This is a genomic window from Streptacidiphilus jeojiensis, assembly GCF_042510965.1.
GTDB classification, from domain to species: domain Bacteria; phylum Actinomycetota; class Actinomycetes; order Streptomycetales; family Streptomycetaceae; genus Streptacidiphilus; species Streptacidiphilus jeojiensis.
Genome location: NZ_JBEUKS010000012.1, coordinates 163,864 through 178,184, shown reverse-complemented (window position 1 = coordinate 178,184; position 14,321 = coordinate 163,864). Strand labels below are relative to the sequence as shown.

At 68.6% G+C, this 14,321-nt stretch carries 14 protein-coding genes and 1 pseudogene; 5 read left to right on the top strand and 10 right to left on the bottom strand.

Annotated features, from left to right (window positions below; translation table 11 throughout):
* Positions 1-18: 18 nt before the first annotated feature.
* From ABUW04_RS29675 to ABUW04_RS29660, 4 genes and pseudogenes are all read right to left on the bottom strand, one after another.
* Positions 19-1,059: a hypothetical protein gene (locus ABUW04_RS29675; protein ID WP_380567493.1), complete on the bottom strand. Its 1,041-nt coding sequence runs from the start codon at positions 1,057-1,059 to the stop codon at positions 19-21.
* A 423-nt stretch (positions 1,060-1,482) separates the two neighbouring features.
* Positions 1,483-1,644, bottom strand: a complete 162-nt coding sequence (locus tag ABUW04_RS29670) for a hypothetical protein (protein WP_380567492.1) — start codon at positions 1,642-1,644, stop codon at positions 1,483-1,485.
* Positions 1,645-1,807: 163 nt separating this feature from the next.
* Positions 1,808-1,942 carry a hypothetical protein gene (locus ABUW04_RS29665; RefSeq protein ID WP_380567491.1) on the bottom strand — a complete coding sequence of 45 codons (135 nt, stop codon included), beginning with the start codon at positions 1,940-1,942 and terminating at the stop codon, positions 1,808-1,810.
* A 57-nt stretch (positions 1,943-1,999) separates the two neighbouring features.
* A pseudogene (locus ABUW04_RS29660) lies at positions 2,000-2,155 on the bottom strand (DUF255 domain-containing protein); the annotation flags it as partial.
* Between the two features lie 372 nt (positions 2,156-2,527).
* On the opposite strand from ABUW04_RS29660, the gene ABUW04_RS29655 reads away from it, so the two are divergent.
* Positions 2,528-3,007: a MarR family winged helix-turn-helix transcriptional regulator gene (locus ABUW04_RS29655; RefSeq protein WP_380567489.1), complete on the top strand. Its 480-nt coding sequence runs from the start codon at positions 2,528-2,530 to the stop codon at positions 3,005-3,007.
* A gap of 431 nt (positions 3,008-3,438) precedes the next feature.
* Here the strand turns inward: ABUW04_RS29655 and ABUW04_RS29650 are convergent, their stop codons facing one another.
* Positions 3,439-4,038, bottom strand: coding sequence for a TetR/AcrR family transcriptional regulator (locus ABUW04_RS29650; protein ID WP_380567487.1), 600 nt, complete (start codon positions 4,036-4,038; stop codon positions 3,439-3,441).
* 144 nt (positions 4,039-4,182) lie between these two features.
* Here ABUW04_RS29650 and ABUW04_RS29645 point away from each other — a divergent pair, with 144 nt between their 5' ends.
* Both ABUW04_RS29645 and ABUW04_RS29640 read left to right on the top strand, forming a co-directional pair.
* Entirely contained in the window at positions 4,183-4,992 is an 810-nt protein-coding gene (locus ABUW04_RS29645; protein WP_380567485.1) for a class II aldolase/adducin family protein, read from the top strand.
* A 23-nt stretch (positions 4,993-5,015) separates the two neighbouring features.
* A complete protein-coding gene (locus ABUW04_RS29640; protein WP_380567484.1) occupies positions 5,016-6,053 on the top strand; it encodes a 2-dehydropantoate 2-reductase in 1,038 nt (345 codons plus the stop codon).
* A gap of 55 nt (positions 6,054-6,108) precedes the next feature.
* Here ABUW04_RS29640 and ABUW04_RS29635 read toward each other — a convergent pair whose 3' ends face one another.
* Both ABUW04_RS29635 and ABUW04_RS29630 read right to left on the bottom strand, forming a co-directional pair.
* Positions 6,109-7,164 carry a DUF4365 domain-containing protein gene (locus ABUW04_RS29635; RefSeq protein WP_380567483.1) on the bottom strand — a complete coding sequence of 352 codons (1,056 nt, stop codon included), beginning with the start codon at positions 7,162-7,164 and terminating at the stop codon, positions 6,109-6,111.
* Positions 7,165-7,275: 111 nt separating this feature from the next.
* On the bottom strand, positions 7,276-9,519 hold the full coding sequence (locus ABUW04_RS29630) for an MMPL family transporter (protein WP_380567482.1): 2,244 nt from the start codon (positions 9,517-9,519) through the stop codon (positions 7,276-7,278).
* A gap of 219 nt (positions 9,520-9,738) precedes the next feature.
* Between ABUW04_RS29630 and ABUW04_RS29625 the strand changes: the two genes are divergently transcribed.
* Positions 9,739-10,749, top strand: coding sequence for an AraC family transcriptional regulator (locus ABUW04_RS29625; protein ID WP_380567481.1), 1,011 nt, complete (start codon positions 9,739-9,741; stop codon positions 10,747-10,749).
* An 88-nt stretch (positions 10,750-10,837) separates the two neighbouring features.
* Here the strand turns inward: ABUW04_RS29625 and ABUW04_RS29620 are convergent, their stop codons facing one another.
* On the bottom strand, positions 10,838-12,064 hold the full coding sequence (locus tag ABUW04_RS29620; protein ID WP_380567480.1) for an acyl-CoA dehydrogenase family protein: 1,227 nt from the start codon (positions 12,062-12,064) through the stop codon (positions 10,838-10,840).
* A 60-nt stretch (positions 12,065-12,124) separates the two neighbouring features.
* Between ABUW04_RS29620 and ABUW04_RS29615 the strand changes: the two genes are divergently transcribed.
* Positions 12,125-12,973 carry an SDR family oxidoreductase gene (locus ABUW04_RS29615; RefSeq protein WP_380567478.1) on the top strand — a complete coding sequence of 283 codons (849 nt, stop codon included), beginning with the start codon at positions 12,125-12,127 and terminating at the stop codon, positions 12,971-12,973.
* A gap of 106 nt (positions 12,974-13,079) precedes the next feature.
* Here the strand turns inward: ABUW04_RS29615 and ABUW04_RS29610 are convergent, their stop codons facing one another.
* Positions 13,080-13,916: a MurR/RpiR family transcriptional regulator gene (locus ABUW04_RS29610; RefSeq protein WP_380567476.1), complete on the bottom strand. Its 837-nt coding sequence runs from the start codon at positions 13,914-13,916 to the stop codon at positions 13,080-13,082.
* Positions 13,917-13,956: 40 nt separating this feature from the next.
* Positions 13,957-14,259 (bottom strand): antibiotic biosynthesis monooxygenase family protein, encoded by a 303-nt coding sequence (locus tag ABUW04_RS29605; protein WP_380567475.1) that lies wholly within the window; start codon positions 14,257-14,259, stop codon positions 13,957-13,959.
* Between the last annotated feature and the right edge of the window lie 62 nt (positions 14,260-14,321).

Genomic DNA, 14,321 nt, shown 5'->3' with positions numbered 1-14,321 from the left:
TACTGCTGGTTCTCTGGATCAGCTGTAGAGCCTGCTACCGAGTTCAACGAGCTGCTCACCGGCACCAGCAGCGAGGGCAGTCGTGAACGCTGGCCCGGCCAGGCGTGTGATCCTCCGCCAGATTCGCCCACCCTGTACAGCGTCACTACCGTCTCGCTCCAAGGCTTCGACCTCGACCGCGTAGTCTTCGGCATCGACAGGTTCAAGGCCAAGCTGCGGTGCAGCGTCGCGCAGGCCCTGCACCAGAGCGGCGAGAGCCTGGGCATCAATCCCGTTACCCACGTTGATCGCGTTGTGGTGGCCGGTGGAAATGACACCGCCGCTGACTGCCCCGTGGACGACGGAACTGCCGTGATAGTTGTTCGTGGTTGATCCGGTGCTCTTGCTGTCCATGTAACTCCTAACGGTGTGGCCGCTGCGGACACAGTCCGCGCCGGCCGCGGTAATGCTCAGGCGGTACGAGTCGGCATTCGCTTGATCGACCTCTTCTGCCGCGAGACCGGCTCGGACAAGCTCCGCGACAGAAGTAGCGATCTCTCGGGAGGTGAGGGCTGTGCCAGCGAAGTACGCGGTCGGGGAGTCGGCGAAGTACCCGGGTTCAACAGGGGTGTCCCGGTCATGCAGCCAGCGCAGCAATCCGTCGCAGGAGTGGTTGGCGCGCGCGACACGATCACCGGCCAGCTTCCGCAGCCGCCGGACCTCCACACGACCTTCGTCCGTCAGATAGACGTCCGTGTCGTCGGCGAGACTACGAGCGATCTGGACGAAGCCGTGCTGCTCCAGTTGAAGGGCAAGTCCACTGGCCTCCTCGTCGGGCAGTCCCTCACCGACGGCGAACTCCTTCATGTCCTGCAGGGCCCCCGGTTGCATTGATGCCTGCCCGTCCAGCCACAGCAGTGCCTTCGGCAAGTACGGATCCTCGTCCGCGCCGGACCCGCCGGGAATGTCAGCCCCAACCGGAACTCGGATCTGATGGCGTCGAGACGCCTGTTCGAAACTCTTCTTGATCTCGCGGACCATGTTGTCGATCTCGCGATGATTGATCTGGAATCCGGCCAACGCTCATTCCCTCCTGCGAACCCCCGACCAAGGCTAGCGGCCGGGTCTGACAATGCCGCCCTCCCCAAAGAACAGCAGGGAACGACCAGAGAACTGCGCCCCGCCTGCGGGCCACAGCGGCCAGGCCCAGCGCCTGAGAGCCAGACTCCGAGGAGGCGGATGGGAGCGGGCAAAGCCGGAAGGCGCCGATCGATAGGGCGCCCGACCGGACCCGCTCGGCGCTTCAGCGATTCGCACCTGGGTCTCAGCCTGCCGGGAACTGGGCAAGGGCCGATCAACTCCCTGGAGTCCCATCCAGCTGCTGGCCGTCGGGACCGACAGGCTCTGAGCCCTCATGAGGCACTGCGACTCCGGCTGTCCTTGATCGTTAGGGCAGAGTATGAACACGCCTGCGGTCCCTAGCACGGATCGCGTAGCCGGAGGTCAATGACCGGCGCCCGCCTTCACCATTCTCGTGGCGAAGTAGCCGGAGAGGCAGCTTGCGGTGGCGTCCGAGTGGTGCGGCGCCTTGGCGAAGCCGGTGATGGCCAGGCCCGCCGCGATCTGGCCGCCGAGCTGCTCGGTGAGCGCGTGGCTGTACTCCACGGGCGTGTCCAGGCCCCACAGCCGTTCCCGCTCGGCTGGCTCCAGGTAAGTGAGGTCGATGCATGGCAGGCGAGCGAGACGCTACTGCTTCTGAGCATGCACTGGCGGCAGCCTGATCGGGTACGCCGGAACCACCCCGACCAGGCCCTCAAAGCCCCTAGCGCTACTCCGACTTGCTCGGCCTCAACCCGGCGAGGATGCTCTCCCACTTCTCCGCCGTCCACGAAGGTGACTCCGCCACCTGCGCTGCGGCCCAGGCTTCGATCTCCGCGTCAAGTTCATCACGTTCGGTACTCATGCTGTCACCTCTTGACATAGGTCCAGGTCAGGACTACCGGCCTTTACACCTGCACTGGCACCAATGGCATGACGAATAACCGATTGACAACAGGACGGGTACATCCCGCCTGACCGCCTCCGCCATCGCCTCCTTGCCCCAGGGCCACCAATCCACCGGATTGGCCGCATGCTGAAGCAGATAGGGCGAGGTCTCAGAGCTGAGCCTGCTCATGGAGCGGCCAACCTCCCACGGGTGAAGACCGTCCCCTGGTCAGTACGGCGGGCGCATGAACACACCTGTTGCATCGGTATCGAGCGCCACTCTTCCTCAGCCACCCCTAGCTGTCAAGATGACATTTTTCCTTGTCAAATAGACAGAGACTTGAGGCTTACCCTGGGCCTGCCCGCGTCTAATCCCAACCTCGTCAGACAGCTTTGACCGCCAGGGGATCGGGCAGGTGCCCATGACCCTGCCGGTCCTGTCGAACATGTGGATCGTCGGCCCGAGCGTGCCGTCGTCGGACTGCACCTCGCATACGATGGCAAGCGAAATCGTACGTACCTCAAACGGTGAAGTGGGTGAACGGTGCCCGAGGTTTCCTTGGTGCCCGGGTCGGTGGCGGACCACACGGTCTGCCTGCTGCTCAAGTTGGGCCAGGTGGCCTTCCGGTTGAGCGAGGACCGACTGGACGCCCTGGGGCTCAGGGTTCGTCACTACAGCATTCTGCAGGCGCTCGCGGACAACGGCCCCCAGCCACAGCTGGGTCTCGGCGCGTACTTGCGCATCGACCCCGCCACGATGGCGAGCAGCCTGGACTTCCTGGAGAACACCGGGTACCTGGCGCGTGCGCGGGACCGGCAGGACCGGCGCAGGTACGTCGTCGAGATCACTGCGGCCGGGTCCGACCTGCTTGCCCGAGCCAACACCGGTCTGGAGGGTCTGGACGCGACGATGTTCGCGGACCTGGCTGCAGCCGACCGCGCAACCCTGCACCGCGTCCTAGGCGAGCTGGCGTCCGAGTCGGGCCTGCCAGCGCTCTACGACGCCGTGCGGGAACCGACGGCATCCAAGAAGCAGGCGTAACACACCTGCTTTTTGGGGGCCGTGGCCAGCTTCACCGCCATGCACAGGCATATGGCCTCGGACAAGCTCACCGCCCGGGGCTCATGCCGTGTCGGTGAAGATGCCCAGGTCCAGTTGCTCGGACGCACCCGCGGCTGCGCCTGGGCCGTAGGACGCTGAGCGTTTCCTAGGCAGCTTTTGGGCAGGGCGGCTTCGGTCTGGAGGACTACAGAGCGCAGTGACACCCTCACCGTGACCACCATGCGGCACCCCGGTCCCGGTCACCCAACCGGTCCAACGACCAGCGAGTCAAAGGAATGCGCCTGGCGGGCGACCCTCCTACGCCACAGGCGCATCACCGTCCGACCTGTGCAACCAGGTCACCACTCCCGGCGGGACCAATGACGCTGCCCTCACCGAAGGAACCGGGCTGGCGGCGTGGTCCCTCCGGGTCACCCCTCGGTGGTGAATGCGGTCAACACGCCTGGGAGGAAACGGCGTTCGAGCTGGCCGGGGGGCAGCTGCTCCGGTTCCACGTAGCTCTGGGCCAGTCCGCCCTCGCGGACGGCGATGAGCAGCCGGGCGAGTTCGTCCGCGTCCACGGTGAGGGTGCGGCCTGCCCTGGCCAGGCAGTGGGTCAGACCGCGGGCGAGGGCGGCGCGCAGTTGTGCGTCGTGCTGGGCCAGGGCCGCGGCGGCCTGCGGGTCGCGGATGGCGTGCAGGGTGAACTCGGTGGTGACCAGGTACCAGTCGCGTTCGGCGGGTTCGATGTCGGCCAGGGCGTCGACCAGGCCCTGCAGGGTGAGTTCGGTCGAGTCGATCAGTGTGGTCATCCGGTCGAGGAGTTGTTCGCTGTGCGCGTCGAACAGGGCGAGGAACAGCTCTTCCTTGCTGTTGAAGTTGGAGTAGAACGCTCCGCGGGTGTAGCCGGCGCTCTCGCAGATCTGCTCGATCGAGGCGGCGCGGAAGCCCTGCTCGGCGAAGCACTCCAGCGCCGCCTGCAGCAGGGCGGTGCGGGTACGCGGGCGCCTCTTGGTCACTCCCTTGGGCATCGGGATGTCTCTCCTGTGTGTGGTGCGACCGGAACCCCCCACCCTACCGCTCTGCATACCTACCCGTATCAGATGCATAGACGTATCGGATTCACCTCTGTATCTTTTGACTGTCCGCATGCCACCACCACCCTGGAGCACGCCATGACCACCGCACTGCCGCCCGCCCTCGCCGCCGCCCTCGGGCCCGCCCCGACGGATCTGATCGTGCCGATGCCGCCGACCTTCGACTCGGTCGAGGCCGAACGGCAGTACCGCAAGGAGCAACTGGCCGCCGGCTTCCGCCTGTTCGGGAAGCTCGGCTTCTCCGAGGGGGTGGCCGGGCACATCACCGTCCGCGACCCGGAGCGCCCCGAGTGGCTGTGGGTCAACCCGTTCGGCATGAGCTTCAGCCAGATCAAGGCCTCCGACCTGATCCTGGTGGACCACGAGGGCACGCTGCTGTACGGCAACCGCCCGGTGAACAAGGCCGCCTACGTCATCCACTCGCAGGTGCACGCCGCACGCCCGGACGCCATTGCCGCAGCCCACGCGCACTCGCTGCACGGCAAGGCGTTCTCCAGCCTGGGCATCCTGCTGGACCCGATCACCCAGGACGCCTGCGCCTTCTTCGAGGACCACGCCCTGTACAGCGACTACCGCGGCGTGGCCAACGAGATCGAGGAGGGCAAGCGGATCGCCGACGCGCTCGGCGGCGCAAAGGCTGCCATCCTGAAGAACCACGGACTGCTGACCGTCGGCGAGTCGGTGGCCGAGGCCGTGTGGTGGTTCATCACCATGGAACGCTCCTGCCAGGCCCAACTGCTCGCGATGGCCGCGGGCACGCCCCAACTCATCGACCGGGAGACCGCGCTGATCACCCGTGAGCAGGTCGGCAGCCACCTCGCGGGCTGGTTCCAGGCCCGCCCGCTGTGGGACCAGATCACCGCCTCCGACCCCGACCTGTTCCACTGACCGGACCACCCGCAGGAGCCACCGTGTCCAGCACCCCCACCCCCCGCCTTCGCATCGCCGTGCTCGGCGCCGGCAGCATCGGCTGCCACCTGGGCGGCATGCTGTCCCAGGTCGCCGACGTCACCTTGATCGGCCGCCCCGCCGCGATGGCCGCCATCGAGCAGGCCGGGCTGACCCTGACCGGGCCCGGCACCGCGCGCCACCAGGCCGTAGGGGTGGGGCTGGCCACCGACGCGGCGGCCGCGGCCGGCGCGGATTACGTGCTGGTGTGCGTCAAGTCCGGTGACACGGCGGACGCCGCCCTCGCGCTGGCCGCGCACCTGACTCCGGAGACAGTGGTGGTCAGCTTCCAGAACGGCCTGCACAACCCGCGGGTCCTGCGCGCCGCGCTGCCGAACCAGGTGGTCCTCGCCGGTATGGTCCCCTACAACGTGGTGCGCACCGGGACGGCCTCCTTCCACCAGGGCAGCGGCGGGCAGCTCATGCTCCAGGACGCTCCCCGCGCCGACACCCTGGCCCAGGCGGCGCGGGCCGCCGGTCTGAAGCTGGAGCTGCGCCGGGACATGCCGACCGTGCAGGCCGCCAAGCTGCTGATGAACCTCAACAACGCGGTCAACGCCCTGTCCGGGCTGCCGTTGCGCGAGCAGCTCGGACAGCGTGCCTACCGCAGTTGCCTGGCGCTGTGTCAGCAGGAGGCACTCGCGGCGTTCCGGGGCGCGGGTATCGAGCCGGCCCAGCTCGGCCCGGTCCCCGCCGCCTGGATGCCGCGCGTCCTGCGGCTGCCCGACTCCCTGTTCCAGCGCGTGGCCGGCAACACCCTGCGGATCGACGGCCAGGCCCGCTCCTCGATGTGGGAGGACCTGCAGCGCGGGCGCCCCACCGAGATCGACTCCCTCCAGGGCGAAGTCCTCTCCCTCGCCGAACGGCACGGCCTGCCCGCCCCGGCCAGCCGCCGGCTCATCAGCCTGGTCCAGGACGCGGAGACACAGCCCCCCGGCAAGGCCCGCCAGTGGACCGGCCCGGCACTGCTCGCGGAGATCACCCGCCCCAACGGCGGGTGAACCATGGCGGCAGGTATCAGCATCGGCACACAGTGACCGAGCCGTACGCCGGACCTCAGCCCTCAGCCCCTGCCTCCCAGGCCGCATCACCGTACGCTGCCGCGAGCCGTCTACGGCGTGCCCTCTCCCGGGCGTACAGGTAGAACATGATCTTCAATAGGGCGAACTGGGCGAGAACCGGCACCTCCACCACGAAGACCCAGCAGAATGTGCGATTCGGAGACCAGCCGTGCAGTTCGGTCCCTAGCGCGACGTACCACCCGGAGAGGATCAGGAAGTATGCGGCGTACCGCACCCACTTGATGTGGCGGGCTTCGCCGACCTGCTCGCCCACGCGCAGCATGTAGCCCACCATGCCGAAGTAGGCCGGGAACCACAGCGGCCACAGGTGCGGGTACTGGCTGGCAACGACCGTGTAGAGGCCGGGAATCATCATGGCCAGCACGGCGGCGGTGACCGTGCGCACGAGCCACTTCATGGTGTTGTCGATCAGGTGTGGGTGGCGGTCGATGAACTCGACCTGCGCCGCTGCGTGCGGCATCGCCTTGCCACCCTGGGCTGGGCTCTCGATCTCGTTGGAGTTGCGGTTGCGGTAGCGCCTGACTGCCGCCGCCAAGCCGAGGGCAGGGCTCGGCCCCTGCCGGTGCGAGTGGTCATCGCGCGCGATATAGCGGCGCATCTCCTGCGTGACGGCCTTGATCGTGTTCTGGTCCAGGATCGCGTGCTCGTCGATCGGCACGCTGCGCGGGTGTTTGCCCTGCGCCAGTTCCTGGCGGATGTACCGGGTCAGGTTGACCCAGTACAGCTTGCGAATCTCGGGGTCCCACACGACGCCGATCACGGGGATCCGGCTCTGCGACCAGTCGTTCACGTGGTCCCGGCACGGTATGGCGTAGCCCGTGTCCCTGCGGTAGGTCACTCCGCTCTTGATCTGCACCGCCGCGATGTCGCCGGTGCGCTGTCCGTACTCGGTGAAGCTCAGGTAGCAGTCCTCGCCGTAGTCGTTCCCGCCGTCGATCTCCTGGACGATGTGCCCAGCAGATTCCAGGAGTGATCGGAACTGGTTGACGCCCGCCCGCTCGGTCTTCTTCGTCGGGAGAACCTTGGCCATGCCCACCCCCACCGTGTCCGGCCTGAGGCCAGGGTAGAGCCGGGCACTGACAACAGCGGCGGCCTCTGCCGGCATGCCCGGCCCCGGTGTTCGTCCGGGGCCGGGCTCGCTTCAGCGTGTGGAGGCGCCGGCCGGCTCCTGGTGCGTGCCGTGCGGGTCCGCCGACTGCATGGCACAGTCCTGTTCCAGGCTCGTGCCTTCGATGTCCAGGTTCGGCAGCGCACGGTCCATCCAGCGGGGCAGCCACCAGGCGGCGCGGCCGGTGAGTGCCAACACGGCCGGCACCAGCGTCATCCGTACAGCGAAGGCGTCGATGAGCACACCTACGGCCAGGGCGCAGGCGAGCTGCTTGAGGATCATGTTGTCGCTGGTGACGAAGGACGCGAACACCGAGAACATGATCAGGGCTGCGGCTGTCACGACCCTGCCCGCCGTGCGCGCTCCCGCGTGCACGGCCCCGATCGGCGAGCCGTGGTGCACGTAGTCCTCGCGCATCCGGGAGACGAGGAACACCTCGTAGTCCATGGCCAGGCCGAACAGCACTGCCATCAGGATGATCGGCAGGAAGCTGGTGACCGGCCCGGTGGCATCCACGCCGATCAGCTTGGCGAGGTGGCCCTGCTGGAAGAGCGCGACCACGACGCCGAAGGACGCGCCGACCGACAGCAGGAACCCCAGGGCTGCCTTGACCGGCACCACCAGGGACCGGAAGACCAGCAGGAGCAGGACGAGCGAGAGCCCGACCACGACGATCGCGAAGGGCACGATGGCCGATCCCAGCTTGCTGGAGACGTCGATGCCCACGGCTGTGGTGCCGGTCACCGCTATGGTCGCGCCGGTGCCGTGCTCCAGCGCCCCGGCCTGGTCGCGGATGCCGGTGACCAGGTCCTTGGTGGCCTGGTCGCTCGGCGCGCTCTTCGGGACGAGCTGGATCAGCGCAGCCTTCCCGTCCGCGCTCAGCCGGGGAGCGGTGACCGCCGCCACGTCCGGCAGGGCCTTGAGTGAACCGGCGATCTGCTGGGCCGCTGCCGCCGGGGCGGAACTGTGGGAGGTGTCGGCGAGGACGAGTAGCGGACCGTTGAAGCCGGGGCCGAAGTCCGCGGTGACCTCCTGGTAGGCCGCGCGTTGCGAACTGCCTGAGGGGGCGGTGGCGTTGTCCGGCAGGCCAAGGCTCATGGAGTGCGCCGGCCAGGCGAGCCCCGCGAGCGCTGCGACCACGATCAGCACGGTGGCCAGCGGGCGGCGGATGGCGATGCGGGTCCAACGCTCTGCGCCGTTGACCGGGCCGGAGGCGGCAGCCGTGTCGGTAATAGCGGCTTCCCTGCGGGCCGTGCGCGATCCGGGCTTGGGTGTCAGCCGCGTGCCGGCGAAGCCGAGGAAGGCAGGCAGCAGGGTCAGCGCTACCGCCACGGCGATGAATACGGCACCGGCCGCGCACAGGCCCATCACAGTCAGGAACGGGATGCCCACCACGGACAGGCCCGCCATCGCGATGACGACGGTGAGTCCGGCGAAGAGCACCGCGCTGCCGGCGGTGCCCGCGGCCGTGGCCGCCGCCTCCTGCGCGGCCATGCCGCGCGCCAACTGGGAGCGGTGCCGGGTCACGATGAACAGGGCGTAGTCGATGCCGACGGCCAGACCGATCATCAGCGACAGCGTCAGCGCGGTGCTGGAGATGTCCACCGCGCCGGTCAGTGACAGCACCGCGGCGACGGCGATCACGACCCCGAACAGCGCCGACAGCAGCGGCAATCCGGCGGCCACGAGGGATCCGAAGGTGATCGCGAGGACGATGACGGCGACGAGCACGCCGACCAGGTCCTCCGCTCCCGGGTTGGCCGCGCCGTTGTTGAAGGCCGGCCCGCCGACCTGGACCTGCAGGTTGCCGTGCGGGGCGCTCTGTACCGCGCTCTTGAGCGCGTCGAGCGTCGAGGTGGACAGGCTTGCTCCGCTGACCTGGTACTCGACCTCAGCGATGGCCGCGGTGCGCTGCGGCGAGACCGCACCGGTCTGGGAGGGCGAGAGGACCTGGGCCACCTCGGGCGCCTTGGCCGCGGCGGCCAGCACCGAGGTGATCGACCGCTCGGCGGCAGCGGTGGTGACGCTCTGCCCCGCGGGGAGGGTGAAGACGATCTGCGCGTTGGTGCCCGAGGAAGCCGGGAACGCCTGCTTCATCCGGTCCAGCGCCTGCTGCGACTGCGAACCGGGAACGGTGAACGTCTGGTTGATCTTGCTTGCGCCACCGAACACAGCCATGCAGGCGATCGCGACGGTGGCCGCGAGCAGCCACAGGGCGACCACAAGTCGCCGTCGACGGAAGGCGAACCGGGCGATCCGCGCGAGCAGTGAGGCCACTGAGGGCTCCTCAGGTCAGCGGAGCGGACGGCTGCCGACGAGGCGGCGGTACGCCGTCGGCGCACGCCGAAGCGGCCCGTGCCGGTCACGCTCCAACGGGTAGTGAGTGGGCCGTGTACGGAAGGCCCACTGCCTCACCCTAGGCGGCCTCACCTGCACATCCTTGACCTATTGCGCCACAATTTTGACTTATCGCGCCAATGCGGCAAAGCTGGCCGAATGGGATGGGTGAGTTCGGCGACGCTGGGTGAAGTCCGCTCGACGATCGAGCAACTGGGTGGCGACGCCGAGGCGATGGTGTGCCGCGCCGGTATCCCTGCCGCAGCGCTGGACGGCGACGAGGTGCCGGTGCGCGACACCGCGGTCGCGGCGATGCTGGAGGCGGCCGCCCGGGAACTGCACTGCCCGGACTTCGGAATGAGGGTCGCGCTGCGCCAGGACCTGGGACACCTGGGCCCGCTGGCCGTCGCTCTGAGGAACGCGCCGACGGCTGCGGACGCCCTGGGATACACCGCGAAGTACTGGATCAAGGGTGCTGCCGGCTTCACCCTGACCCAGGTCCCCGATCCGCTCGAGTCGAACATCACCATCGGCCTGCGCTTCGGGTACCCGGAGTTCCTCCAGGCGGCGCCGCAGAGCATCGACCGGGGACTGCTGTTCGTGCACCGGGCGATGACGTACCTGTTCCACGGCGGCTACGGCCTGCGCACCGTGGAGCTGCCGCATCCGCCGCTGGCCTCGCGGGCACGGTACGAGGAACTGTTCGGCGCGCAGGTGAACTTCGACCGGCCCGGCGCGGTCCTGCGGGTTCCAGCCGACCTCCCGCACCGTACCTTCGGCGAGAGCGACCAGCTGAGCCGGGACCTGGCACTGTTCTACCTCGACAGCCAGGTCTCGACCGTCGGCCATCCGATCACCGGACGCGTGAGCGTCATCGTGCGCCATTCCCTGGGCACCGGCCCGACCACGATGGCCGGTGTCGCAGGCCTGCTGGCGATGTCGCCGCGCACCCTGCAACGGCAACTGGCCGACGAGGGAACGACCTTCAGCGACGTCCTGGACACAGCCCGCCGCGATCGGGCGCAGACGCTCCTGTCGCAGTCAGACCTGACCATGGCCCAGGTCGCCGCGTCCATCGGCCTGCACAGCAGCGCCACACTCAGCCGCTACGCCCAGCGATGGTGGAGGACCACCCCCAGCGCAGTGCGCCGCCGCACGAACGACGGGTGACCGCAGGTCCCTACGAGCGCGCGGCGTGGACACCTGCACGGCCCGGCGCGCCGTCCGGTCCGCACCGACGGTCTGCTCGCGAAGGGGGTCAGCCGGTGATGTCGCGGCCGAAGATCTCGCGGGCGATGACCCACTTCTGGATCTCGTTGGTACCCTCGTAGATCTCGCCGATCTTGGTGTCCCGGTAGAGCGCCTCGATGGGGCAGGGGCGGTCGTCCGCACCCAGTTCCCGGGCGAACCCCAGGCCCCCGAATGCCTGGACGGCATCGCGGGCCATGTCGACCGACAGGCGCGTGGCGTGGATCTTGGCCATGGCTGCCTCGGGCTCCGGGGAGGGGCTGCCGGCGTCCAAGCGCAGCGCCGCCTTCATGTAGAGGGTCCGGGCGGTCTCCAGCTCCAGCGCCCGCTCAGCGAGCAGGAACTGCCAGTGCTGGTTGGCCGCGACTGGCTTGCCGAAGGCGTGGCGGGCCGTCAGGTGTGCCACGGTGTAGTCGAAAGCCGCCTGCGCCATGCCCACTCCTGCGGCTGCAATGCCGATGCGGCCGTGGGCCAGGGTGCGCAGCGCGTGCCTGAGGCCTTGTCCTTCGACGCCGCCGAGGAGGTCGTCGTCGGTCAACCGGACGTCGGTGAAGTGGACGTCGGCGGTCAACTGGCCGCGGTTGCCCATCTTGCGGTCGGGAAGGCCCACCCGGACCCCGGGCAGCGTGGTGTCGACGATGAACATGCTCAGCCGCTCGCCGGTGCGCGCCAGGGTGACGATCGCCCCGGCGACGGGCGAGTTGGAGATCCACCGCTTGTGGCCGTTGAGTACCCATCCGGTTCCGGTGCGGACGGCGGAGGTCTGCACTGCTCGGGGGGACAGGTCGCTGGAGGCGTCCGGCTCGGTCGTGGCGAAGGCGCCGACCATCGAGCCGTCGACGATCCTGCGTTGCCAGCGCTGCCGCTGCACGTCGGTTCCGTTGCTCAGGGCGTTGCCGGCCAGCAGGCAGTGCACGTCGAACACGGCGGCGACGCTGCTGGAGTAGTAGGCCAGTTCCTCGATGGCGACCGCGCTGGCGGCGATGGGGTGCTGCAGCCCTTCCCCGCCGACCTCGGCCGGGAAGGGAATGCCGTACAGGCCCGCGGCGGCCAGCTCGTCGAAGACCTGCCGCGGGAAGCCCTCGGTGCGCTCGTCACCGTTGGCGATGGCCGCGGCATGCGGGGCGACCGCCTTCTCAGCCAGCACCCGTACACGGGCACGGACGTCCTGGACCTCCTGGGGCGCAAGGAGTTCGTGGTAGAGCCGGTCGGCCTGACGTTGCGGGAAGGAGTTCATGCGTGCAACATATCATTGGCTCTACATACGATTTGCGACGCACATGATTGTGAGCAAGAAATGACAAGGACACTGGCTGACAGGACGATCGTGATGTCCGGCGGAAGCCGTGGCATCGGCCTGGCGATCGCGCTGCGCGCGGCACGTGACGGCGCGAACGTGGTGCTGCTCGCCAAGACCGCGACGCCGCACCCCCGGCTCGAGGGGACGGTCTTCACCGCAGCCGAGGAGATCGAGACGGCGGGCGGAAGGGCTCTGGCGGTCGTCGGCGACGTACGCAACGAGGCAGATGTCGCCTCGGCCGTGCGCCAGGCGGTGGACACCTTCGGCGGCATTGACATCGTGGTCAACAACGCCAGCGCCATCGACGTGTCAGGCACCGAGGCGCTGGACATGAAGCGCTACGACCTGATGCAGGACATCAACACGCGAGGCACCTTCCTGCTCAGCAAGGCAGCGATCCCCTATCTGCGCGCCTCGTCGAACCCGCACATCCTGACGCTCTCGCCGCCGTTGAACTTCGAGCCGCACTGGGTCGGCAGCCATCTCGGCTACACCTTGTCCAAGTACGGCATGAGCCTGTGCACCCTCGGGCTCGCCGAGGAGTTCGCCAAGGACGGCATCGCCGCGAACTCCCTGTGGCCGCGCACCCTGATCGACACCGCCGCCGTACGCAATCTTCTCGGCGGCGCCGACCGCGCCCGCAGCCCGCAGATCGTGGCCGACGCGGCGCACGCGATCCTCACACGCCCCTCGCGCGATTGGACGGGCAACCTCTTCATCGACGACAGCGTCCTGGCCCAGGAGGGGGTGTACGACCTGTCCGGCTATCTGCCGGCGGGCTCGCCCGCAGGCGTGAAGCTGGCGCTGGACATCTTCGTAGACCCCCCGGCAGCAACCGCGCTGTAGGTCCGCTGCCCAGTCCAGGACGAGGGGCCTTCCTGTCCTGCGCAGGTGGCCCGAGGCCACCCCCTACTCGGATGCTGAAAGGCGCTGCCCGTTCTGCTGCGCGGGTTCAGGGCTGGTCGTCCATCAGGTCCAGTTCCTGCCAGAGTTGTTGGACTCGGCCGGAGGCGCGGGCGGCGTCGTCGTCGGCGAGTTCGCTGAGGACGGCCTGGACGGCGGCGACCACGCCCGTAAGGGACGGGCCGGGGTGGGTGGCCTCGATCGGGGTGATGATCAGATGGTCGGCGTCATCCGCGAGCGGGGAGGAGCGCAGGTCGGTTAGGACGCTGACGGTGGCGCCGCGCTCGCGCGCCAGTCGGGTCAGGCCCCGCAGGGTTCGGGTCAGGCGCCAGTTGTTGATGGTGACCAGGCAGTCGCCTGCTTCCAGGCGGGCGACCTGAACGGCCTGGCTGGTGGCTGAGTCGAGGGCGAGCTGGATGTCGTGGCCGGCGATGCTGCCCAGGTAGCTGAGGATGTGGGCAGGTCCGGCTCCGCTGCCGGAGCTGATGACCAGGGTGCGGCGCGCGGCCTTGATGGCCCGGGCGGTGGCGCGGATGGCGGCGAGGTTGTCGGGGGTGGCCAGGGCGGCGATGTTGTTGGCGTCCTGGCGCAGCATCTGCGCTGCGGGCTCGGTGGCCGCCGAGTCCAGCGTGGTGTCGCCGGAGGAGACCGAAGCGAGGTAGAGGGCCCGGAGGTCCTCGCGCAGCTGGGGCCAGCCCTCGAAGCCCAGTTGCTGGGCCGTTCGCACCACGGTGGAGACGTTGACCGCGGCGCGTTCGGCGATCCCGCGTGCCGAGGCATAGCTGGCGAACTGGGGCTGCCTGGCCAGGACGTGGGCCACGCGTTCGGCCTGGGGCCCGAGCGTCCCGGGGGCGGTGCGCTCGGCCAGCCATGACTCGATGGTCACTGACGTCCTTTTCTCGGTTCTCAGGGTCCGGGTCGCGGCCTCACTGCGCCGCGTGGTGCTGGGCGACGCGGAAGCTGCGGGTGCTGATGCCGTCGGCGGAGTCGAAGAACTGCTCCATTGCCAGCGCGTACTCCTGGCGCCTGGGGGAATTCTGCCAGGCCGTGTAGGCGTCCGCGTCCGGCCACAGGGCGGTGACCACGACGGTGTCCGGTTCGTCCGCAGGGATGAGGACCTGCGCCGCGAGTGCGCCCGAGGCCTCGAGGATACCGACCGAGCCGTAGTAGTCGACCAGTTCGTCACGGCGGCCGGGCGCCGTACGAAGGGACAGCGAAGTAAATTCCATGAATCAATCATTGCATGGCAACAATCTATGCATCTACTGTTGCGCTCGCCTTCTCCGCAAGT

Excerpts from the sequence above, each read along its gene's own strand:
- ABUW04_RS29620 (WP_380567480.1), bottom strand. The coding sequence starts at position 12,064 with ATGAACTCCTTCCCGCAACGTCAGGCCGACCGGCTCTACCACGAACTC.
- ABUW04_RS29665 (WP_380567491.1), bottom strand. The coding sequence starts at position 1,942 with ATGAGTACCGAACGTGATGAACTTGACGCGGAGATCGAAGCCTGGGCC.
- ABUW04_RS29650 (WP_380567487.1), bottom strand. The coding sequence starts at position 4,038 with ATGCCCAAGGGAGTGACCAAGAGGCGCCCGCGTACCCGCACCGCCCTG.
- ABUW04_RS29625 (WP_380567481.1), top strand. The coding sequence starts at position 9,739 with ATGGGATGGGTGAGTTCGGCGACGCTGGGTGAAGTCCGCTCGACGATC.
- ABUW04_RS29635 (WP_380567483.1), bottom strand. The coding sequence starts at position 7,164 with ATGGCCAAGGTTCTCCCGACGAAGAAGACCGAGCGGGCGGGCGTCAAC.
- ABUW04_RS29645 (WP_380567485.1), top strand. The coding sequence starts at position 4,183 with ATGACCACCGCACTGCCGCCCGCCCTCGCCGCCGCCCTCGGGCCCGCC.
- ABUW04_RS29605 (WP_380567475.1), bottom strand. The coding sequence starts at position 14,259 with ATGGAATTTACTTCGCTGTCCCTTCGTACGGCGCCCGGCCGCCGTGAC.
- ABUW04_RS29615 (WP_380567478.1), top strand. The coding sequence starts at position 12,125 with ATGACAAGGACACTGGCTGACAGGACGATCGTGATGTCCGGCGGAAGC.